This window comes from Pseudomonas sp. C 49-2 (genome assembly GCF_003970195.1).
GTDB classification, from domain to species: Bacteria; Pseudomonadota; Gammaproteobacteria; order Pseudomonadales; family Pseudomonadaceae; genus Aquipseudomonas; species Aquipseudomonas canadensis.
This window is the reverse complement of sequence record NZ_RXYG01000002.1, coordinates 270534-290274: the sequence shown is the minus strand read 5'-3', so window position 1 is coordinate 290274 and position 19741 is coordinate 270534. Positions and strand designations below refer to the sequence as shown.

Genomic DNA, 19741 nt, shown 5'->3' with positions numbered 1-19741 from the left:
TTTGAAAGTCAGGACCAGCGGCGGAAGATCAGCGAGGTGTTGACGCCGCCAAAGGCAAAGTTGTTGTTCATCACGTAGTCGTGGTGCATCTCGCGGAATTCACCTTGCAGGTAATCCAGCTCGCCGCATTGCGGGTCGACCGAATCCAGGTTGAAGGTGTGCACGTATTGGTCGCGGTTCATCATCTCGATGCTGAACCACGACTCCAGCGCGCCGCACGCGCCCAAGGTGTGGCCGAGGAAGCTCTTTTGTGAGCTGATGGGCATGCGGCTGCCGAACAGGCTGCTGGTCGCCAGTGTTTCGGCGATATCGCCCTGGTCGGTGGCGGTGCCGTGACCGTTCACGTAGCCGATTGCAGATGGCTCAAGCCCGGCATCTTCCAGGGCCAGTTCCATCGCGCGGCGCATGGTTTTCTGCTCGGGGCGGGTAGTGTGCTGGCCGTCGGCGTTGCTGCCGAAGCCCACCAGCTCGGCGTGGATATGCGCACCGCGTGCCAACGCGTGTTCCAGTTCCTCCAACACCAGCATGCCGCCGCCTTCACCAATCACCAGACCGTCACGACCACTGTCATAGGGACGTGGACTGGTCTGAGGCGCATCGTTCTTGAGGCTGGTGGCGTAGAGCGCATCGAATACCATGGCCTCAGTGGGGCACAGCTCCTCGGCGCCGCCGGCGAGCATCAACGGCAGGCGGCCGAACTTGATTGCTTCATAGGCATAGCCGATGCCTTGGCTGCCGCTGGTGCAAGCGCTGGACGTGGGGATCAGCCGCCCGGTCAGGCCAAAGAAGATGCTGATATTCGCCGCCGTGGTGTGGGGCATCATGCGCACGTAGGAGTTGGCATTCAGCCCCTCCGCGACCGAGTTCAGCAGCATATTGCCGAACGCCTTGATCTCGTCGGTGCTGCCGGTGGACGAGCCACAGGCCACGCCCATGCGCCCGTCCTTGATTGACTCATCGCCGAGCAAGCCCGCGTCCTGCAACGCCTGCTCTGCCGCCCACACCGCAAGGCGCGACACCCGGCCCATGCTGCGCAGTTGTTTGCGCGTCCAGTGTGCGGGCACGACAAAATCGTCGATCGGCCCGGCCAGGCGCGTGTTCAGTTCGGTAAAGCGGTCCCACTCATCCATGCGCCGGATGCCGCTGCGGTTGGCGCGGAAGTTGGCGGCGATGGTTTCCCAATCGCTGCCCAGGGAGGTCATGCCGGCCATGCCGGTGACGACGACGCGTTTCATCAGCACAGGCCTCCATTCACGGCCAGGACCTGGCGCGTGATGTAGCCTGCCTCGGCCGACATCAGGAAATTCACCGCGCCGGCCACTTCTTCCGGCGTGCCCATGCGTTGCGCCGGGATCATCTTCATCAATTCTTCCACCGGCACGTTTTCATCCAGCATGGCGGTGTCGATCAAGCCCGGAGCGACGCAATTGACGGTGATCTTGCGCTTGCCCAGCTCGATTGCCAGGGCCTTGGCCGCGCCAATCAGGCCGGCTTTCGAGGCGCTGTAATTGACCTGGCCGCGGTTGCCGATCAGCCCGGAAACCGAGGTGATGCATACGATGCGGCCGGCCGCGCGACGACGAATCATCGGCATCATCACCGGGTGCAACACGTTGTAGAAACCGTCGAGGTTGGTGCGCATCACCACGTCCCAGTCGTCGTCCGACAAGGCCGGGAAGGCGCCGTCTCGGGTCAGGCCGGCGTTGAGCACCACGCCGTAATAGGCGCCGTGTTGCTCAACGTCAGCTTCGAGGATTTCCTTGCACGCAGCACGATCCGCCACATCGAATTGCAGCACCCGCGCCTTGCGGCCCAGGGCTTCAACCTCGGCCTGCACTGCATCGGCGTCGCTACGGCCACTGCGGCAATGCAGCACGATGTCATGCCCGGCCTGAGCCAGGCGCAGTGCGATGGCGCGGCCGATGCCACGGCTGGAGCCGGTGACCAGTACGGATTCAGTCATGGCGTTACGTCCTTCGATTCATCTAAATAGTTGGCCGCCTGGGGCGGTCGAAATACATTCAAGCGGGCGCTGGCCTGGATCCCGTCGCCGGTCAGGTGGCATTCGAACACACCCATGCCATTGTCGTCTTCCAAAGAGCGCAGGCCGTGGATCGCCAGCTCGGCGCCGACCGGGAAGTGTTCCACATTGCACTCGAACTTGCGTGTGCCGAGCAGGAAGCCCAGTTCCACCGCTTCACCTTTCTGGCGCGCGCGGCAACCGGCGTAGGCGGCGACGCTTTGCGCCATCAACTCGATGCCGACCCAGGCCGGCAGGCTGCCGTCCGGGCGGTTGAACAGGCCGCCGGGTTTGACCGTGACGCGGGTGTGGATCTGCTCTTCATCGAACGACAACACCTGGTCGATCAGGATCATGTCGCCCGCATGGGGCAGCAGTTCAGCGAGTGGCCAATCGATCATGGGGCCTCTCCGATAATCAGGCTGACGTTGTTGCCGCCGAAGGCAAACGAATTGCTCATCAGGCAGCGCTTTCCTAGGGTTTCTGCGGCCTGCGCCCACTGCAAGGCGGGCAGGGCCGGGTCGGCCTGGCCGTCCCACACGTGGGGCGGGACGCGGTTGTGAGCCAGGCTCAACCAACAGAACGCCGCTTCCAGCGCCCCGGCTGCGCCCAGGGTGTGACCGCTCATGGGTTTGGTCGATGAGCAGGCCACGCCGTGCGGGAACAGGCTGGCGACGGCCAGGCTTTCCATGGCGTCGTTATGTTGGGTGGCGGTGCCGTGCAAGTTCAGGTAACCGATCTGCTCGGGCTGCAATCGGGCGCTGGCCAAGGCCTTGCGCATTGACTGCAATGCGCCTTTGCCGGTGGGCTCGGGCGCGGAGATATGGTGCGCATCGCAACTGGCGCCGCTGCCCAGCAGGGCGATGGGCGCGGGTTCCTTGCTCATCACAAACAGCACGGCCGCTTCGCCGATGTTGATGCCGTTGCGGTTCACCGAGAACGGATTGCAGCGATCGTTCGACACCGCCTCCAATGAGCTGAAACCGTTGAGTGTCAGCTTGCACAGGCTGTCGACACCGCCGCAGATCACTGCATCGCACACGCCCAGGTCCAGCAGGCGCTGGGCACTCATCAAGGCACGGGCGCTGGAGGTGCAGGCGGTGGAGATCACATAGGCCGGGCCACTCAGTTGCAGCCAGTCGGCGAGGAAATTCGCCGGCGCGCTGAGTTCCTGCTGCTGGTAGTCGTAGTCGCCGGGGAACTGGTGTTCGCGCAAAAAGTGCGCGATGCCCCGACTGGCTTCGTCGATGCCCGAGGTGCTGGTGCCGAGCACAACGCCGACCCGTGACGCGCCGTAGGTGTGGATCGCCTGTCGGATATCGCCTTCGATCTGCAACGCCGCTTCCAGCAGCAACTGGTTATTGCGGCTGCTTTGCTGGCCCAACTCGGGCGGGATGATTGCCAGGTCGCCTTTTACGGCGCCCACCGGCAATACGCGCTCCGGCACCCAGCCGCTTTCGGGGCGCATGCCGGAGCAGTCCCCGGCAAACAGGCTGCGGCTGACCTCGTCCTGGCCACGGCCAAGGGCGCAGATCACGCCTAGGGCGTTGAAGTAAGCGCTCATCGGGCGGCTCCAAGCGGTGTGATGCGGTAACTCAAGGGCTGGCCGGCCATGTTCACGCTGAAGACCTCGGACGATTGATACACGATCTGCCAATGCCCCGGCAGGGTGCGCGTCAGGTCCATGGCCTGGGCGCTGGGGTAGAGCGCGCGCACGTCATCGGCCGACGTCAGGGCAAACAGCAACGCGGCGAACAGCTCGCGCGCCTGGGGATTGGGCGGCAGCAAGCCGTCGGCCTGCCACTCGCCATCGATTAGTTTTTGTCGGGCCTGGGGAATGCCCAGCGGGTCCATCATCGACCAGCGAATGCCGTCGCTTTCGCGCTGGATCACCAACAGCCAGTCCTGGCTCTGGCCGCCGGCCAGGCGCTGCACATGCAGTTGCAGCGGCAAGGCCAGGGTTGGGGTTTTCTCCGGCAGCGGCGGCTGGCTGGCGCAGGCGCTCAGCAGCAACAGGCAGCCGATCAACAGCATGCGCATCATGGGGCTGCGCTCGTTAAGGGTTTGCGTGCCACGCAGTTGACCAGGGTTTCCTCGCGCTGCCCCACTGGCGGCGCCTTGCGCAGGCCCCAGCGTTCCAGCAGGCCGAAATCGCTGGAGCGGCTCCACCACAAGTACGGGTACGAGATGTTCTGCGGACCGAATTCAAAGCCCTGCTCGCGGAGCATATCCAGGTACTCTTCGGCGCTTTTCTGCACATGCATCGGGTGGCGGAACAGCCAGCGAATCACCCAGGTGTCGATATAGGCTTCGGTGGATTCTGCAAACAGCAGATAACCGCCCGGCTTGAGCACGCGGTAGAACTCCTTGAGCGCGCGGTGCTGCTCGACCAGGTGGTGAAAGGTCTGGTGGCAGAACAGGATATCGACGCTTTCGTCCGGCACTTGCAAGGTGGCGCAGTCGCTGCCGATCAGCTCGATGGCCAAGCCTTGGCGCTGAGCTTCTTCGCGGCTCAGTTCCAGGCTGTGCGGGTCGGCATCCAGGCCGATCAGGCGCTCGGGGGCGAACACCTGCTGCAAGTATTGGAACGATTTGCCCTGGCCGCAACCGGCGTCCAGCAGTACCGGAGCCTCGGGCAGCGGGTCGGTAAACAGGCTGCGCAGGTCGTTGATCGCCACGCGCAGCACATGGTGCTGCCAGGTGTGGCTGCGCAGGAACCAGAAGCCGAACCTGGTTTCCTCAACGTAGTTCTTACTTAAGTACTGACTGCTCATACCGGCTCACTCGCACAAATCTCCGACAACATCCGCAAACGCCGCTTGGGCTCGCTGACAAACGGGTTGCGCTCATCCCACGCGTAGCCGGCGAGGATCGAGCTGATCATCCGGCGAATCTCCGGCGAGCTGTCCGGGTGGTAGATCACATCCTGGAACGTCCCGGCGTACCAGCCTTCGACGTAGCAGCGGAAGGTGTCCACGCCGCGTTTCAAGGGCACGGCAAACTCGTTCTCCCAGTCCACGGTTTCGCCCTTGAGCTGACGGTGCAACACACCGGCCGCCATGCTTGCCGAGCGCATGGCGATGGTCACCCCGGAAGAAAACACCGGGTCGAGGAATTCTGCCGCATTGCCCAGCAGCGCGAAGCCCGGTCCGTGCAGGGTTTTGACGTTGGCTGCGTAGCCACCGAGGGTGCGCGCCGGGGTGTCCCACACGGCGTTTTGCAGCACGCCGGCAAGGCTCGGGGTTTCGGCGATAAAGCCGCGCAGGCAGGCGTCGAGGTCGCCATCGCGACCGTCGAAATGCTCCTTGGCCGCGACTACGCCCACCGAACAACGCCCGTTGCTGAACGGAATGGTCCAGAACCAGATGTCACGCTGGGTCGGATGGGTGGTCACCAGAATCTTGGTGCGATCAAAGCCGGGATGTTCGATGCGGTCTTCGACGTGGGTGAACACGGCTTGGCGTATGGGGAAGTCGGACGGCAGATTCAGGTCCAGCAGACGCGGCAGCACGCGGCCATAGCCGCTGGCGTCGAGTACGAACTTGGCCTTGAGGTGGTACTCGCTGCCGTTCTCACGGCGCACATGCAGGTAGCGGCTCTCGCCGCTGAAATCCACGCCGATGATAGTTTCGCCGTAGCGGATCTCCACACCTTGCTTGGCGGCCTGATCGGCCAGCAACTTGTCGAACTCGCCGCGCTGCACCTGGAAGGTGGTCGGCTTGCCGTTGCTGAAGGTGTCACTGAAATCAAATGCGCTGTAGCGCTCGCCCCAGGCGAACGCGGCGCCGGTTTTCACCTGGAACCCTGCGGCCTGTACGGCGTCGAGCATGCCGGCTTCTTCGATGAAATCGATGCAGTGCGACAGCAGGCTTTCGCCAATCGAGAACCGTGGGAAATGCTGGCGCTCGATGATCAATACATCATGCCCTTTGCGCTTTAACAGCGCGGCGGCGATGGCCCCGGACGGACCGGCACCGATCACCACCACCTGGCGACGTTCCATTTCAACTGTGGGCACGAGGGCTCCTTGCCACATTGGCGATAATCACATTCATAAGGCGTGCTTCTGTTGCCCGGCCCAGGGTGCCAGCATAAAGCTGAATGCCAGCCCCAGGCTGACCGATAAGCCGAAATTACTCACTGCCGGTGTACTGGACACCGCCAGCAGCCCAAACGACAGCCAGGTCGTCAACGCTGCCAACAAGGTGCCCAAGAGACTGACCGCAGGGCCGCCGATTTGCTCGCGCATCAGGATCGCGTAGTCGACGCTGATGGCCGTGACCAGTAGCAGGCCGAACAGACTGAACAGTGTCAGCGGCTGGCCCAGCCATCCAAGGCTGGCCAGGCTGCACAGGGCCGCCAGCAGCGGCAGTGCGACGATACGCAAGGCACCGCCGAAGCCGAACGGCAGGATCAGCAACAGTACGATCAACACACAGGACATCAACTTCAGTTCAGCGGCGCTGATCTGTGTGTCGGCGAACACCCGGTTCAAGTCGCCCAGGCGGTCTACCAGTTGCACACCGGGTAAGTCCAGCGCCTGCACACGCAGCAGGGCGGGGTTGTTCAAGCCTTGCAGGCTGACCATGGCCGCCACGCCGCCATCGACCTTACCGAGCCACAGCGTGCGCCAAGGCTCGGCCATCGGGCCGGCCAGCGCAGCGTCGATATCTTGGGTAGGCAGCGCTTGCAGGTGCGCGACTTCGGCTTGCAGGGCGCTGGCGGGTACGCCGAGGTCGAGCAGCGGCTGCCAGTGTTGTGGCAGGTTGTTCAGCGCATCACGCAGTTGCTGTTGCTCGGCGGGCTGGCTGACCAGTTGATTGAGCGCCAGGTAGCCCTGGAGCTTGTCCATATTCACCAATTGATCCAGGCGCTGCGCCAACGCGCTCTGACGCTCTAGCAACTGTTGCTGGTTGTCCGCCCGCACCAGGAAGAACTGGCTGGTGGGCTGGAACCCGGTGATCCGCGCCACGGCCTGCGCTTCTTGCAGTAATTGTGGCGGCGCGCCGATCCATTGGCGGATATCGTTTTTGCTGTTCAGGTGCCACAGGCCACCGGCGCAAAACAACAACACCAGCGCCAGCAGTACCGGGCTTGGCACGCGCTTGAGCAGCGATTCGCGCACCAACCACAGGCATTGCGCGATGCGTAGCGGCCATTGTGCCGGGCGCAACTCGACGCCCTTGAGCAGCGCTGGCAACAGGCACACGGCAGACAGGTAGGCGCCGACCAAGCCTGCGGCTGAGAAGATGGCGATTTGCGTCAACGCCGGGAACGGCGTCCAGGCCAGCGCCAGGTAACCGATACAGCTGGTCGCCAGGCTCAAGCTCAAGCCCGGCAAGGTGATGCGCAACGCCGGCCAACTGCGCCACGGGTTCATGCTCCAGCTTTTCGACAAGTAGTGCAGCGGGTAATCCACCGCCACGCCGATCAGGCTGGAGCCCAGCACCAGCGTCATCACGTGCATATGGCCGAACAGCGCCACACAGGCCACCGCGCCAAACAGCATGCCCACCAGCACCGGTACAAAGGCCAGCAACACGCGCCAGCGGCGGAAGGCGAGCAACAGCAATAACAGGATGCCGACGGTTGCGCCGCCGCCGACCCAGGTGATTTCGCGCGTGGCTTGCTGCTGACCATTGGCGGCGTAGAGCAAGCCGCTGGCGGCGAGTAATTGCGCGCCGTGTTCGCTGGCCTGCGCGCGACTGGCCTGAAGCAGGTCCGCCACTTGCAGCGGCAGTTTCATGTCGAAGGCATTGCCGGTGGTGCGCGCACGCAGCAGCACCCAGCTCTTGCCGTCGGCATCGGCGATCAACGCGCCGCTGCCGATATCCAACTGCACCGAGCCGTGTTGCGGCTGGCTGTTCTGGATACGCCCGGTGAGGCCCAGCCAGTCATCCTGGCTGGGCACCAGGCTGAAGCCGGTAAAGGGGTCGAACAGCGCTTGCACGCGCTGCTGGATAAACGCGTCGGGCTGTTCGATCAGTTGCTCGCGGTCCTTGGCCGAGAGCATCGCCAGGCGCCCGCGCAGCAGTTGCTCGCGCAGTGCCGGCAAGTCGGCTTGCAGGTTCCACTGCACTTTTTCAAACAGCCCACTGGCCTGCCAGCGCTCGCCCAGTTGTTGGGCGACTGCCACGGCTTGCTGGCGGTCGGCATGGCCCACCAGCACCAGCATCTCGCGGTTCAGCGGTTCCTGCATGCGCTGTTCGGCTTGCTGTTCCAGGGCATCCGGCGTGTTGCCCGGCACCAGTTCCATCAGGTTGGCCGACAACGGCGCGCCATGGCGCCACTGCCAGCCGGCCAGGGCCAGCACGGCCACCAGCAGGATCAGGAACAGGCGCGGCAGCAGGCGCTCACTGGGCAAAGTCGTGTTGCTCCGCTTCGCTCAGGAGTTGGCCGGCGGTGCTGTCCTGCATGCGCAAAACAGTACTGTCGCCTTGGGTTTCCAACAGTTGGATGGTCTGCACCAAGTCGCCGCCGTCGATGTTGATCTGGGTGAAAACCTGCTTGAGCAACAGTGAACGCGGGATCAGCGTGAGCTTCCATTGCTTCGCCTCGCCTTGCAGCTGCAACTCGAAGTCACGCTGCAAGCCGCTGCTGTCGCCCTGGAGCACGGCGAGGAACAGGCGATTCTGCTCAGCGCCGGCGCTCTTGTTCGGCAGCAGTTGCCAACCATTGGCGTCACGCCGGGCGATACCCTGGGCGCTGATGCGGTAGTCCTGTTGCAGTGGGGTTTTCAGCAGCCACAGCAGGCCGTGGTCCTTGGCGAGGACGAAGGTGCCTTTGCTGACCAAGGGCTGGGGCAGGGCGCGCAGGTGTTTTTCCTGGGTGAAGCTGCCGTGGATCACTGAGGGTTTTGCAAGTTGGTCGCTCAGCTGCTGCAAGTCAAAAGCATGGGCACAGAAGCTCAGCAACAACCCGATCCCTGTAGGAGCGAGCTTGCTCGCGAAAAACCTGAGGGCGCTGCGCAGTGTCAGGCAGCCCGCGTTATCGTTGACGATTTTCGCCGGCAAGCCGGCTCCTACAGGGGGTCTCATTTCAGGGCCCTTTCGACGGCGTCGGTGAGTACTTTGGGGGAGGCCAACTGCATCTCGCGGCTGGCGATTTCCACCGCCACCTGCACGGTGCTGGCGCGGGTCAGACGCTCGCCGCTGGCCAGGTCAGTGATCAGGTAATTGACCTTCAAACGGTTCTCCCACTCCACCAGGCTGGCGCGCACGTTGAGGGTCTGGCCGAACACCGCGCCGCGTACGTAACGCAGCTGCATGTCGATCACCGGCCAGGCGTAACCGGATTCGAGCATTGCCGTGTAGTTATGCCCGATCTTGTCCAGCAACGCGCAGCGCGCCACTTCCAGGTACTTCACGTAATGCCCGTGCCACACCACGTTCATGGTGTCGACGTCAAAAAACGGCACGAGGATTTCAGTGTCGCAATGCAGCACGCCCTGGCTACGCATGCAGCCTCCAGTGTTGCTCGGCAATGCGTTGCAGGCAAAGGCGCAGTTCGCCTTCGAGGGCGCGGTCTTCGATGACGGGTGGGAAGTCCTTGGCCAGCTCTTCGTGCATCGCCGCCAATGCGGGTGGCAACGGTCGCGCATCCTCAGCCTGGGCCCGCAGCCACACGCCTTGGTTGGCGGCGAGTAGCGTGGCGGCGGCGACCTGTTCAGTCAGCTCCAACACACGGATCGCATCGCGGGCGGCGATGGTGCCCATGCTCACTTTGTCCTGGTTGTGGCACTCGGTGGAGCGCGAGAACACGCTGGCCGGCATCGTATTTTTCAAGGCTTCGGCGGTCCACGCGCTGGTGCCGATCTGCACGGCCTTGAAGCCGTGGTTGATCATGGCGCGATCGGCCGGCGCGCCGGACAGGTTGCTCGGCAGGCCGTGGTTGTAACGCACGTCCACCAGCAGCGCGAGCTGGCGGTCGAGCAGGTCGGCGACGTTGGCGACCAGCGTCTTGAGGCTGTCCATAGCGAAGGCGATATGCCCGCCGTAGAAGTGGCCACCGTGCAGCACGCGCTCTTCTTCAGCGTCGATGATCGGGTTGTCGTTGGCGCTGTTCAGTTCGATCTCGATGAACGAACGCAGCCAGTTCAGGCTGTCAGCCAGCACGCCAAGGACGTGGGGCGCACAGCGCAGCGAGTAACGGTCTTGCAGGCGATGCAACGGCGCGGTCGGCGCATCGATCGCCAGGTCCTTGCGCAGCCAGGCGGCGACTTGCATCTGCCCAGGGTGCGGCTTGGCGGCGAACAGGCGTTCGTCGAAGTGTTCCGGGTTGCCCTGCAGCGCCACCACGTTCAACGCGGTGATGCGCGTGGCCAGTTGCAGCAGGTAGTCGGCGCGGGCGAAGGCCAGGCAGGCCAAGCCGGTCATCACGGCGGTGCCGTTCATCAGCGCCAGGGCTTCTTTCGGACGCAACACCAGCGGCTCCCAGCTCAGTTCGCGGTGCACGTCGGCCGCCTGGCGCCGTTCGCCACGGAACATCACTTCCCGTTCGCCGGACAGGGTCGCGGCCACGTAGGACAGCGGGGTCAGATCACCGCTGGCGCCCACCGAGCCTTCTTCCGGGATCAGCGGCAGCACATCGTGTTCAAGGAAGGCGTGCAGGCGTTCCAGCAACTCCACGCGCACCCCGGACACGCCATGGCACAGCGACTGCAATCGAGCCGCCAGCACCGCGCGGGTGGCCTGGGCGTCGAGCAACTTGCCCAAGCCGCAACCGTGGAAGGTGTACAGATGACGCGGCAGCGCTTCGACGTGCTGCAACGGCACCGCCACCACGCACGAGTCGCCGTAGCCGGTGGTCACGCCGTAGATCACGCCTTCCTTGTCCAGCAGCGAGTCGAGGAACTGCGCGCCCTTGGCAATGCGCTGGCGATACGCGGCGTCGCCCTGCAAGTGGGTCGGCGCCTGACGGTTGGCCAGGGCCAACACGTCTTCGATGCGCAAAGCGCGTTCGCCAAAGGTTACCGGCTCAAGATGCGTCGTCATCGGTCTTCCAGAAAGGGTAAAAGTTGAACCATTGTTGGGGCGCTTCCAGGCAGAACTGGCCCAGCCGTGCAGCGTAGCGCGCGGTCCACAGGGCTATGACCTGCTCGCGGGTGTTGCGTTTCCATTCGACGAGCGGCGCGAACGGCTCGATGCTCAGGCGATAGCGGCTGTTGTGCTTGAGGCACATCAGCAGGTTCACCGGGCATTTAAGCAAGCCCGCCAGCAGCCACGGGCCTTGGGGGAAGGCGGCGTCATGGCCGAGGAAATCCACGCGCACCGTGCGCCCGCCGTGCAGCGGCACGCGGTCGCCGGCAATGGCCAGCCATTCGCCGTCGTCCAGGCGCTGGCTGAGCAGCAACATGGTAGCCGGGTCCAACTCGCTGACCTGGATCAGACGCAGGTGAGTGGCACCGGCTTCGCCCAGCAGGCGATTGAATTGCTCGGCGTGCTTGGTGTGCACCAGTACGTTCATGGTGACCTGCTCGCCAATCTCGGCGAGCGCGCGGCACACTTCCAGGTTGCCCAGGTGTGCGCCCACCAGCATCTGCCCGCGCTCGCCGCGCAGTTGCCCGCGCAATTGCGCCGGGTCGTTGATCTCGATCTGTTCCAGGCGCAGCTTGCCGTTCCACACGTCGAGCTTGTCGAGCAGCGAGTCGGCAAACGCCATGAACTGGCCGAAGACTTTCCACTGGCTGGGGCGCAGTTCGTCGCGCCCGCTCCAGTCGGCCAGGCGCTGCTGGTACTGCCAGGCGCTCTGGCGCGCGGTGCGGCCGAACAGGAAGAAGTACAACACGATGCCGTACAGCACCGGGCTCAACAGGCGGCGGCCAAGGACCTTGGCGGCGAATGCCGTGAGCTTCATCAGCCAGTAGCTGCCGCGCTCTTCGCGGTCGGCCCAGTGCTTGGTGCTGTCACTCATGCCTGCCACCGTCGCCACAGGATCATCGGCGCCCGCACCAACATGCCGAAGAACAACCGGGTGTGCATGGCCGAGATGCGTACGTTGTCGCGGAACAGCCGGAAGTGCGACAGGCCGTCAGCCGGGTAATGCACCTGGGTTGGCAGCCAGCGCATCGGCTGGTTGCGCCAAGCCAGGCGCACCAGGATGTCGGAGTCGAAATCCATGCGTGTGCCGATGTAAGCCGAGTCCATCAGTGCCAGCACCGGGGGCAGCGGGTATACGCGAAAGCCGCACATGGAGTCGCGGATCTGCAGCGACAAGGTGTTGATCCATACCCACACGTGGGTCAGGTAGCGCGCGTACAGGCGGCCTTTGGGTACGCTGTCGTCGTATTCGGGGTAGCCGCAGATGATCGCGTCGGGGTGCCGGCGCGAGGTGTCGAGGAAGGTCTCGACTTCGCGCAGGTCATGCTGGCCGTCGGCGTCGACTTGCAGGGCGTGGCTGAAGCCCAGGCGTGCGGCCTCGCGGAAACCGGCCATCACGGCACCGCCCTTGCCCTGGTTGGTTGGCAGGGTCAGCAGGGTGACGTTTTCCAGGACTGCCAACTCTGCCAAAACCGCCGCGCACGCCGGGCTGCTGCCGTCGTCGACCAGCAGGCACGGCAGGCCACTGTTCAACAGGCTGCGGACCACGGCGGGCACGGCTGCTTCGTGGTTGTAGACCGGAATCAGGGCGCAGGGGTTATGCATGCGCGGCCTCCAGCAAAATCCGGCCGCTGGAGCAGGCCGCGACGCCGTTGCGGTAGGCGAAGTACAACTTGCCGCGCTCCCGGTCGAAGCGCAGATGCAGCTCGATTGCGTCGCCAGGGCGCACCAATTGCTGGAACTTGAGCACTTCCATGCCGGCAAAGGTCGGCGGCAGATCGAGCAGTTGCTGGCCCAGGTTGAACGCCCATTCCACCTGCACCACGCCCGGCAATACTGGCGTGACCGGGAAGTGCCCGCTGAAGTAGGCCAGGTCTGGCGGCACGCTCAGTTGCAAGGTCCATTCGCCATTGGCTTCGACCTGCTCGAGTACTTCCGGGGCTTTCGGTCGTGGTGCCAACAACAGCCCCTCGACCTGTGCCTGGGGCAGTTTGCCTTGGCTGTTCAGGGGCAGCTGACGCAGTAAGCGCCAGCGCCGCGGCAACGCCAGGGCTTCGCAATGTTGGCTCAAGTGTTGGCGCAAGGTTTGGGTGAGCGTGCGTCGGCCCTGATTGCGCAAGGCATGCAGGCCCTCGGCACTCAACACCACCAAGGCACCCAGGGACGCGCGGTTTTCCTGCACCACGCCCAGGCGCGTTTCCGCGACCCACGGGTGGGCCATCAGCGCGTTTTCCAACATGGGCAGGGAGATGCGTTTTTCTTCTAGCTTGACGATGCGGTCCAGGCGGCCCAGCAGCTCGAAGCGACCATCGGCATGGATGCGGGCAGCGTCGGCGGTCTGTTCGACATGCCCTTCAGGCAAATACGGTGAAGCGATGCGCAAGGCGCCGTCGGCATCCTGACTCAGGTGCACGTCTGCAAACGGCTGCCACGGCTGCGCACCCTGGCGCCAGGCAATGCCACCGGTTTCCGAGCTGCCGAGGATCTCGGTCGGCCATTGTTGCAATCGGTCGTACAGGCTGCCGGCGGCTTCTACGGGCAGCGCGCCGCCGGATGAAAACACTCGCGACACCTGGCTCAGCGCCGGCCAGTCAAGGTTGTCGCCCATGCGCTTGAGCAACGCCGGGCTGGCGACCCAGGCGAACCGGGCATGCTCACGGCTGGCGCGCTGCAAGTCTTCAGGGAAGGCCAGTTGCTTGCGCACGAAGGTGCGGCCGGCGCACAGCGGCCACAGCACGCGGAACAACAAACCGTAGATATGCTGGGTGGCGACGCTGCCGATGATGCAGGCGTCCTTGAGATCCTGGCCCCACAGAGTTTCCAGGGCCTCGACTTCGTTGGCCAGTTGGCGCAGGTTTTTGTCGATGCGCTTGGGTTCGCCGCTGGAGCCGGAGGTGCACAGGCTCAGTTGGCAAGCGTCCAGATCGAGTGCCGCAGCGCTCAGTGGCGCCTGGTACAGCGCGTCCAGGTCTGTCGTTTCGGTCAGCCAGGCATCGACGGCCTCGTCCCAGCGTTGGCGGGTCTGAGGTTGCAAATCGGCGGGCAGCAATACGCTGGCCCCGGCCCGCCAGGCGGCCAGCAGGGCAATCGCCAGCAGGCCGGCGTCTTCCAGGTACACGGCCAGGCGCTGGATACCGCGCGCTTGCAGGCCTGCGGCCAGGCTCAGGGACTGCGCCCACAACTGGGCATGATTCATTGCAGGTTCGGTGGTGACCGGACGCTGTTCCAGCGGCTCAAGCAACAAGTGCTCAAGTTTCAACCCATTCATACGCGGCCTCGAACCCTTTGTCGTACCAGCCATTCCACGGCAAACAACAGCCCCATCAGCCCGTAGGCGATCAGGCCGTTGTACAACGTCCACCAGCTCAGCGGCGCCCACAGGGTGAGGGCGGCGGCGAGCAGGCCATTACACAGAAAAAACACGCTCCACACCACGGTGACCTGGCGGGTATACACAATGGCATGCGGGGGCAGCACCGGGTCGGTCATGCGCGCCAGGCGTTCGACCATTGGCGGGCCGTATTTGAGACTCAAGCCGAACAACGCCAACATGAACCCACTGACCAGGCTCGGGTACCAGCGCAGAAAGTGCGGGTTGTCGAACCAGGCCAGCAGCAGGCAAAACAAGATCACCGCCAGCGCCATCCAGCGGCTGCCGGGGCGTCGCGCACCGGTCAGTGCGCGCAATAGCCACAGGCTGCCCAGCAGCAGGCCGAATTGCCACGGGGCGAAGTGTTCGGTGCCGTAATACACCGCAAAGGGGTACAGCAGCCCCGCCAACAACAGGCCAAGGCCGATCAGCCGGCTCATGCGGCAGGCGTGACCAGACGGTACACCGCCTCAACCACATCGTTCACGGTGCGCACGGCCTTGAACTCTTCGGCGGCGATCTTCTTGCCGGTCTGGCGCTTGATGTGGTCGATCAAGTCGACGGCATCGATGCTGTCGATTTCCAGGTCCTGGTACAGGTTGGCGTCAAGGGTGACGCGTTCCGGCGGCAGTTCAAACAGTTCCACCAAGGCATCGCGCAAGGTGTTGAAAATATCGTCACGAGTTTGCATGGTCCGGTCTCAAGCTGCCTGTCTGGCCGTGACGAACGCCGCAAGGCTGGCCACGTTGGTGAAGTGATTGCGGGTGTCCTTGGCGTCGGCATCGATCTTGATACCGTACTTTTTCTGGATCGCCAGGCCCAATTCCAGGGCGTCTACCGAATCCAGGCCAAGGCCTTCGCCGAACAGGGTCTGCTCGCTGCCGATGTCGTCGACACTGATGTCTTCCAGGCCCAGGGCCTCGATGATCAGGGTCTTTATGTCGTGCTCAAGGCGGTGTTGGTCGCTCATCTTCGGCGAGCTCCTTAATAAAAAAGTGATGCAGGTAATCGTTGAGCTTGCGTGAGGCCTGGGGCGCGGGCCCCATTGATGCGAACGCCTGTGGTTCTATATCGGCACCCACCCGCAAACTGAAGTGCACGCGGCATTTTGGGATGCGATACCAGGGTTCGGCCTTGGTCAGCGTGGTGGGGCTGACCTTGATCACCACGGGGGTGATGATTGTCGCACCGCGCAGCGCAATGGCGGCGCCGCCGCGATGAAAGGCAGGCGCCGCGCCGGGTGTGGTGCGGGTGCCTTCGGGAAAGATGATGAGGGTCTGGCCGCTGCGCAGGGCGTCAGCCGCCGCATCGAGCATCTCGGCACTGCCGTCGTTGCTGATATAGCCCGCGTCGCGCACCGGCCCACGGGTGAAGGGGTTCTGCCACAGGCTCTGCTTGACCACGCAGTTGGCCTGGCGCACCAGGCCGATCAGGAACACCACGTCGATCAACGACGGGTGGTTGGCGATGATCATCTGGCCAGGGCGGCCGAGTTTTTCCGCGCCTTCGACACTGTAGGTGAGCACGCCGGCGCGCTGCATCAGGCGAATAAAGAACCAGAACAGCCAACTGATCGTGTGACGGGCGCGGCTGCGGTGTTTTGCAGCGTCCCCTGGCAGGCAACTGAGCAACGGAAACACCAGTAAACGCAGGCACAGCCCACCGAAGCCGAACAGCGCGAAGCTGGCGGCGGTGGCGAACAGGCGCCAATAGTAGGCGTCCCGTGGTTTCTCGTTCAGGGCTTGCGTTGCCAATTCCATACACGGTTCTTCCAGGCATGTTGGCAGGCGACCTGTTCGGTGAGCAGGGTGCGCAGCAGGTTCAGGGCGTGGGGCCACTGGGTTTGAGTGGGTTGGACAGTGCCGGTACCGAGTTCCAGTTGCCACTCGTCGCCCGGTGTCAGCAACAGGCCGAGGGCGTAGGGGAACGGCACGTCGTGGATCCAGCTGGCGTAGGCTTCGGGCGGCTGTTCTTCAGTGATCACCAGCAATACGGCCGGGGCACCTTCGTTGAGCAGCGCGGCGGCCTCGAGCATGCCATGTTCCAAACCGTCGCCCGCGGCAGCGAGGGCAGTCATTTCGCTGGTTTCATTGCGCAGGATCGACCACAGGCCAATGACCGCGTTATGCACCGACAGGCTGAACTGGGTCGGCGACAGCGGTTGGTCGTTGGCCAGGTCACTGAGGATGTCGAGGGTGCGCGGGGTCTCGCCATGCCGGGAGATAAACACCAGCGGCAGGTCCTGCAAACCCTCAGCCAGTGGCCAGCCCACGCTGAACGCCATGCGCGCCAGGCGGTTCAGGCGGCGGCGTTGCATGGCCGGCAGGAATGACACATCGGGACAGGCTTCGCTGGCAGGCAGCAACATCGGGGCCTGGCACCAGGCGCGCCAGTCGTCCACGTTATCGAGCCCAGGGGCCCAGGCGCGCCATTGGGCGATGTTGAAAGTGATCACTGAGAAGTTATCCCGCCCCTGCGGGCTTCCATGTGCGACTTTTGGCCCCGAATACCGGGACAGGGAACAATAGCCGAATGGCGCGCATTATCCCGGTGCCGTGGGGTTCTAGCAAACTTTGGTAAAAATTTGTGCACGATTGATTACAAAATAGTGGAAAGGATTTACAGATTGTCCTTTACCAGAGGACTGATTGGATTGTCGGACCGTTCTTTTTAAGCTGTCGGCTGCGTATGAAAGGCAGGTCACCGATCGCCCGTGATGCAGCAGTGCATGGATGAACGAGGTAGCTAACAGGCGCTTTTGCCCTCTACACTCGGACATTCATTGATACACGGAGGTTTTTCCATGCGGCGTGTGGTGTTCAATCAGAAAGGCGGCGTTGGCAAGTCCAGCATTGCCTGCAACCTGGCGGCAGTCAGCGCCAGCGAAGGTTATCGAACCCTGTTGGTGGACCTCGATGCACAAGCCAACTCAACCCAGTACCTCACGGGGCTGACCGGCGACGATATCCCCATGGGTATCGCGGATTTTTTCAAGCAAACCCTGTCTTCCGGGCCGTTTTCCAAGAAGAACAAGGTAGATATCTACGAGACGCCGTTCGACAACCTGCACGTCATCACCGCGACCCCGGAGTTGGCCGACCTGCAGCCCAAGCTTGAGGCCAAGCACAAGATCAACAAGCTGAGAAAGCTGCTGGATGATCTGAGCGAGGATTACGACCGGATCTACCTGGATACACCGCCAGCCCTGAATTTTTATGCTGTTTCGGCGCTGATTGCCGCTGATCGTGTGCTGATCCCCTTTGATTGCGACAGCTTCTCGCGCCAGGCCCTGTATGGCCTGCTGGCGGAAATCGAAGAATTGAAGGAGGACCACAACGAAGGCCTTGAAGTGGAAGGCATCGTGGTCAACCAGTTCCAGGCCCGCGCGACGTTGCCGCAGCAGATGCTCGATGAATTGATTGCCGAGGGGTTGCCGGTATTGCCCGTTTACTTGGCCAGTTCCGTGCGTATGCGTGAGTCGCACCAGGAGAGCAAGCCGCTGATCCACCTGGACCCACGGCATAAGCTGACGCAGCAGTTTGTGGAGTTGCATAACCTGCTGGAAAACGCGTGATCTGAAAGGCAGCGCGGACCTGAGTTTGAAATGCGATCAGTGTGGGAGCTGGCTTGCCTGCGATCGCATCGCCTCGGTTTATCAGGCAGACCGAGTCGCCTGCATCGCAGGCAAGCCAGCTCCCACACTGGGTTCTGCATTCCAGCTGCTGGATTTGTCCCACAGAGGCTGTAGGACGGGTCTCCCAATAGGGGTTGTGCCTTGTAACGATGCCTACAGGTAAGCCAGAATCGCCCGGCTTGTGCGTCTGGATGGGCTTCTCTTAAGGTTCTCGGGCCGCTGAATTCTCAGTGGTCGGGTTTAGTAGCCCAACCGACCAAAGCATTTACACCGCCCTAAAAGCATGGCGTTCTATCGCCTATCTGATGGTGGCTGTGCGCAGGGCACTTTCGGGTGCGCCGGTCTTTGCTTTGTTCTCCGGTCTACTAACCTGCGTACAGCTGCCGCCCTTCGTTTAGTAGCGAAAAGGTGGCAGCCCTATCAGAGAACAAATGCATGTCTATTAATCTTTTCAATGTGGCACCCAATCTCCCCACCGAAACCCTCGTCCTCAACAGCTACGAAACCTTCTCCTGCGTCCGCACCCTATTACTCAACCTGTCCAACGACCTCACCGACGAACACCGCGACGTAGCCCTGGCGATCCACCAATTGAGCGAACTCGGCGTAATGCTCGTCGGCCAGATGATGGACCGTGAAGCGCCGCTGGCCTAAATCTGGAATGCGGTCAGTGTGGGAGCTGGCTTGCCTGCGATAGCTGTAGTGAATTCAACATTGCCATCGCAGGCAAGCCAGCTCCCACATTCGACCGTGTTTAGACGCCCTGGCTACGCAACCAACTTATCAACTGCGGCAACGGAAACGCCCCGCTCTGGCGCGCCACTTCGCGGCCGTTCTTGAACAGAATCAAGCTGGGAATCGAGCGAATCCCCAACTGCGCCGACAACTGCTGATTGGCCTCGCTGTCAAGCTTGGCCAACCGGCACTTGCCCGCCAACTGCCCGGCCGCCTGCTCGAACACCGGCGCAAACGATTTACAGGGCCCGCACCAGTCGGCCCACACATCCACCAGCAACGGCAGGTCGCCTTTGATCTGGCTGGCGTAGTCGCCTTGTTTCAGCTCAAACGGCTTGTTCAACAAAACCGGCTGCTTGCAGCGCCCGCACTTTGGCGCATCACCCAGGCGTTCACCGGGGATGCGGTTGAGCCCGTTGCAGTGGGGGCAGGGGATTACAAGAGGTTCGGACATCGGGGGGCTCCTAGGGTGTGGCCATTAGGTTCAATCTGGAGCCGGGAATGCGGTTTATCAAGACCAGATAAAAAGGACAACACATGAACGACGATCTAAAGCTGGCTATTGAGCAGTGGCGCTTTGTTTCATCGCTGCTGACCAAGCCCCAATCCGAGGCCGACTATGATGCCTTGGCTGGGTCGCTCGATGAGCTGCTGGATATCGTTGGAGAAGACGAAGCTCACCCACTTATGGGGCTGGTGGACATCATAGGTGACTGGATCGAAGCCTACGATCATGAGCATTGGCCGATGCCTGTTGCCAGTGGCGTTGATGTGTTGCGCTTTATGATGCGAGAGCATGGCTTGACCCAAGGCGATCTGCCGGGTGTAGGTCCGCAGTCCGACGTTTTGGAAATCCTGAGCGGCAAGCGCCAGCTCAACATACGTCAAATTCGTTGGCTGGCCGAGCGATTCGGTGTTTCAGTAGAAACCTTTATCTAAAGGTT

The 19741-nt window shown here is 62.8% G+C and carries 23 protein-coding genes; 3 read left to right on the top strand and 20 right to left on the bottom strand.

Annotation, left to right across the window (positions count from 1 at the left end; translation table 11 throughout):
• Positions 1-8: 8 nt before the first annotated feature.
• Genes EJ576_RS04840 through EJ576_RS04750 form a run of 19 tightly spaced genes read right to left on the bottom strand, consistent with a single transcriptional unit; the run spans position 9 to position 16883 of the window.
• A complete protein-coding gene (locus EJ576_RS04840; protein ID WP_126569669.1) occupies positions 9-1235 on the bottom strand; it encodes a beta-ketoacyl-ACP synthase in 1227 nt (408 codons plus the stop codon).
• Positions 1235-1963, bottom strand: coding sequence for a 3-ketoacyl-ACP reductase FabG2 (locus tag EJ576_RS04835; protein WP_126569668.1), 729 nt, complete (start codon positions 1961-1963; stop codon positions 1235-1237). The genes EJ576_RS04840 and EJ576_RS04835 overlap by 1 nt, the downstream gene beginning before the upstream one ends.
• Positions 1960-2421, bottom strand: a complete 462-nt coding sequence (locus EJ576_RS04830) for a hotdog family protein (protein ID WP_028615433.1) — start codon at positions 2419-2421, stop codon at positions 1960-1962. The genes EJ576_RS04835 and EJ576_RS04830 overlap by 4 nt, the downstream gene beginning before the upstream one ends.
• The gene (locus EJ576_RS04825; RefSeq protein WP_126569667.1) at positions 2418-3584 is read right to left on the bottom strand and encodes a beta-ketoacyl-[acyl-carrier-protein] synthase family protein; all 1167 of its coding nucleotides are present in this window, start codon (positions 3582-3584) and stop codon (positions 2418-2420) included. Before EJ576_RS04825 ends, EJ576_RS04830 begins: the two co-directional genes overlap by 4 nt.
• The gene (locus EJ576_RS04820; protein WP_122730489.1) at positions 3581-4063 is read right to left on the bottom strand and encodes a hypothetical protein; all 483 of its coding nucleotides are present in this window, start codon (positions 4061-4063) and stop codon (positions 3581-3583) included. The genes EJ576_RS04825 and EJ576_RS04820 overlap by 4 nt, the downstream gene beginning before the upstream one ends.
• The gene (locus EJ576_RS04815; RefSeq protein WP_126569666.1) at positions 4060-4794 is read right to left on the bottom strand and encodes a class I SAM-dependent methyltransferase; all 735 of its coding nucleotides are present in this window, start codon (positions 4792-4794) and stop codon (positions 4060-4062) included. Before EJ576_RS04815 ends, EJ576_RS04820 begins: the two co-directional genes overlap by 4 nt.
• Entirely contained in the window at positions 4791-6038 is a 1248-nt protein-coding gene (locus tag EJ576_RS04810) for an NAD(P)/FAD-dependent oxidoreductase (protein WP_178083524.1), read from the bottom strand. Before EJ576_RS04810 ends, EJ576_RS04815 begins: the two co-directional genes overlap by 4 nt.
• Positions 6039-6071: 33 nt before the next feature.
• Positions 6072-8384 (bottom strand): MMPL family transporter, encoded by a 2313-nt coding sequence (locus tag EJ576_RS04805; RefSeq protein ID WP_068937673.1) that lies wholly within the window; start codon positions 8382-8384, stop codon positions 6072-6074.
• On the bottom strand, positions 8374-9057 hold the full coding sequence (locus EJ576_RS04800; RefSeq protein ID WP_126569665.1) for an outer membrane lipoprotein carrier protein LolA: 684 nt from the start codon (positions 9055-9057) through the stop codon (positions 8374-8376). The genes EJ576_RS04805 and EJ576_RS04800 overlap by 11 nt, the downstream gene beginning before the upstream one ends.
• A complete protein-coding gene (locus EJ576_RS04795; RefSeq protein WP_099492886.1) occupies positions 9054-9479 on the bottom strand; it encodes a thioesterase family protein in 426 nt (141 codons plus the stop codon). The genes EJ576_RS04800 and EJ576_RS04795 overlap by 4 nt, the downstream gene beginning before the upstream one ends.
• On the bottom strand, positions 9472-11013 hold the full coding sequence (gene hutH / locus EJ576_RS04790) for a histidine ammonia-lyase (protein ID WP_126569664.1): 1542 nt from the start codon (positions 11011-11013) through the stop codon (positions 9472-9474). Before hutH ends, EJ576_RS04795 begins: the two co-directional genes overlap by 8 nt.
• Positions 10997-11932 (bottom strand): glycosyl transferase, encoded by a 936-nt coding sequence (locus EJ576_RS04785; RefSeq protein ID WP_126569663.1) that lies wholly within the window; start codon positions 11930-11932, stop codon positions 10997-10999. Before EJ576_RS04785 ends, hutH begins: the two co-directional genes overlap by 17 nt.
• The gene (locus EJ576_RS04780) at positions 11929-12663 is read right to left on the bottom strand and encodes a glycosyltransferase family 2 protein (protein ID WP_123475173.1); all 735 of its coding nucleotides are present in this window, start codon (positions 12661-12663) and stop codon (positions 11929-11931) included. Before EJ576_RS04780 ends, EJ576_RS04785 begins: the two co-directional genes overlap by 4 nt.
• On the bottom strand, positions 12656-14326 hold the full coding sequence (locus EJ576_RS04775; RefSeq protein WP_126569662.1) for an acyl-CoA synthetase family protein: 1671 nt from the start codon (positions 14324-14326) through the stop codon (positions 12656-12658). The genes EJ576_RS04780 and EJ576_RS04775 overlap by 8 nt, the downstream gene beginning before the upstream one ends.
• Positions 14323-14868: a hypothetical protein gene (locus tag EJ576_RS04770; protein WP_126569661.1), complete on the bottom strand. Its 546-nt coding sequence runs from the start codon at positions 14866-14868 to the stop codon at positions 14323-14325. Before EJ576_RS04770 ends, EJ576_RS04775 begins: the two co-directional genes overlap by 4 nt.
• Complete coding sequence (locus tag EJ576_RS04765) at positions 14865-15119, bottom strand: acyl carrier protein (RefSeq protein ID WP_016979215.1); 255 nt, start codon at positions 15117-15119, stop codon at positions 14865-14867. The genes EJ576_RS04770 and EJ576_RS04765 overlap by 4 nt, the downstream gene beginning before the upstream one ends.
• A gap of 9 nt (positions 15120-15128) precedes the next feature.
• Entirely contained in the window at positions 15129-15398 is a 270-nt protein-coding gene (locus EJ576_RS04760) for a phosphopantetheine-binding protein (RefSeq protein ID WP_014716603.1), read from the bottom strand.
• Entirely contained in the window at positions 15376-16188 is an 813-nt protein-coding gene (locus EJ576_RS04755; protein WP_095014411.1) for a 1-acyl-sn-glycerol-3-phosphate acyltransferase, read from the bottom strand. The genes EJ576_RS04760 and EJ576_RS04755 overlap by 23 nt, the downstream gene beginning before the upstream one ends.
• Positions 16164-16883, bottom strand: a complete 720-nt coding sequence (locus EJ576_RS04750) for a beta-ketoacyl synthase chain length factor (protein ID WP_123475165.1) — start codon at positions 16881-16883, stop codon at positions 16164-16166. Before EJ576_RS04750 ends, EJ576_RS04755 begins: the two co-directional genes overlap by 25 nt.
• A gap of 348 nt (positions 16884-17231) precedes the next feature.
• Between EJ576_RS04750 and EJ576_RS04745 the strand changes: the two genes are divergently transcribed.
• Together EJ576_RS04745 and EJ576_RS04740 are read left to right on the top strand one after the other, a co-directional pair.
• Positions 17232-18002, top strand: a complete 771-nt coding sequence (locus EJ576_RS04745) for a ParA family protein (protein WP_016979218.1) — start codon at positions 17232-17234, stop codon at positions 18000-18002.
• Positions 18003-18497: 495 nt separating this feature from the next.
• On the top strand, positions 18498-18716 hold the full coding sequence (locus EJ576_RS04740) for a DUF6124 family protein (protein ID WP_126569660.1): 219 nt from the start codon (positions 18498-18500) through the stop codon (positions 18714-18716).
• A 100-nt stretch (positions 18717-18816) separates the two neighbouring features.
• Here the strand turns inward: EJ576_RS04740 and trxC are convergent, their stop codons facing one another.
• The gene (gene trxC, locus EJ576_RS04735; RefSeq protein ID WP_122730509.1) at positions 18817-19251 is read right to left on the bottom strand and encodes a thioredoxin TrxC; all 435 of its coding nucleotides are present in this window, start codon (positions 19249-19251) and stop codon (positions 18817-18819) included.
• A gap of 83 nt (positions 19252-19334) precedes the next feature.
• Between trxC and EJ576_RS04730 the strand changes: the two genes are divergently transcribed.
• Positions 19335-19736, top strand: coding sequence for a type II toxin-antitoxin system HigA family antitoxin (locus EJ576_RS04730; RefSeq protein WP_122730511.1), 402 nt, complete (start codon positions 19335-19337; stop codon positions 19734-19736).
• The last annotated feature ends 5 nt before the right edge of the window (positions 19737-19741 follow it).

Coding starts and splice junctions, on each gene's coding strand:
- EJ576_RS04800 (WP_126569665.1), bottom strand. CDS start 9,057: ATGAGACCCCCTGTAGGAGCCGGCTTGCCGGCGAAAATCGTCAACGAT.
- EJ576_RS04835 (WP_126569668.1), bottom strand. CDS start 1,963: ATGACTGAATCCGTACTGGTCACCGGCTCCAGCCGTGGCATCGGCCGC.
- EJ576_RS04755 (WP_095014411.1), bottom strand. CDS start 16,188: ATGGAATTGGCAACGCAAGCCCTGAACGAGAAACCACGGGACGCCTAC.
- EJ576_RS04775 (WP_126569662.1), bottom strand. CDS start 14,326: ATGAATGGGTTGAAACTTGAGCACTTGTTGCTTGAGCCGCTGGAACAG.
- trxC (WP_122730509.1), bottom strand. CDS start 19,251: ATGTCCGAACCTCTTGTAATCCCCTGCCCCCACTGCAACGGGCTCAAC.
- EJ576_RS04820 (WP_122730489.1), bottom strand. CDS start 4,063: ATGATGCGCATGCTGTTGATCGGCTGCCTGTTGCTGCTGAGCGCCTGC.
- EJ576_RS04730 (WP_122730511.1), top strand. CDS start 19,335: ATGAACGACGATCTAAAGCTGGCTATTGAGCAGTGGCGCTTTGTTTCA.
- EJ576_RS04760 (WP_014716603.1), bottom strand. CDS start 15,398: ATGAGCGACCAACACCGCCTTGAGCACGACATAAAGACCCTGATCATC.
- EJ576_RS04765 (WP_016979215.1), bottom strand. CDS start 15,119: ATGCAAACTCGTGACGATATTTTCAACACCTTGCGCGATGCCTTGGTG.
- EJ576_RS04795 (WP_099492886.1), bottom strand. CDS start 9,479: ATGCGTAGCCAGGGCGTGCTGCATTGCGACACTGAAATCCTCGTGCCG.
- EJ576_RS04780 (WP_123475173.1), bottom strand. CDS start 12,663: ATGCATAACCCCTGCGCCCTGATTCCGGTCTACAACCACGAAGCAGCC.
- EJ576_RS04830 (WP_028615433.1), bottom strand. CDS start 2,421: ATGATCGATTGGCCACTCGCTGAACTGCTGCCCCATGCGGGCGACATG.
- hutH (WP_126569664.1), bottom strand. CDS start 11,013: ATGACGACGCATCTTGAGCCGGTAACCTTTGGCGAACGCGCTTTGCGC.
- EJ576_RS04770 (WP_126569661.1), bottom strand. CDS start 14,868: ATGAGCCGGCTGATCGGCCTTGGCCTGTTGTTGGCGGGGCTGCTGTAC.
- EJ576_RS04840 (WP_126569669.1), bottom strand. CDS start 1,235: ATGAAACGCGTCGTCGTCACCGGCATGGCCGGCATGACCTCCCTGGGC.
- EJ576_RS04825 (WP_126569667.1), bottom strand. CDS start 3,584: ATGAGCGCTTACTTCAACGCCCTAGGCGTGATCTGCGCCCTTGGCCGT.
- EJ576_RS04740 (WP_126569660.1), top strand. CDS start 18,498: ATGTCTATTAATCTTTTCAATGTGGCACCCAATCTCCCCACCGAAACC.
- EJ576_RS04785 (WP_126569663.1), bottom strand. CDS start 11,932: ATGAGTGACAGCACCAAGCACTGGGCCGACCGCGAAGAGCGCGGCAGC.
- EJ576_RS04815 (WP_126569666.1), bottom strand. CDS start 4,794: ATGAGCAGTCAGTACTTAAGTAAGAACTACGTTGAGGAAACCAGGTTC.
- EJ576_RS04745 (WP_016979218.1), top strand. CDS start 17,232: ATGCGGCGTGTGGTGTTCAATCAGAAAGGCGGCGTTGGCAAGTCCAGC.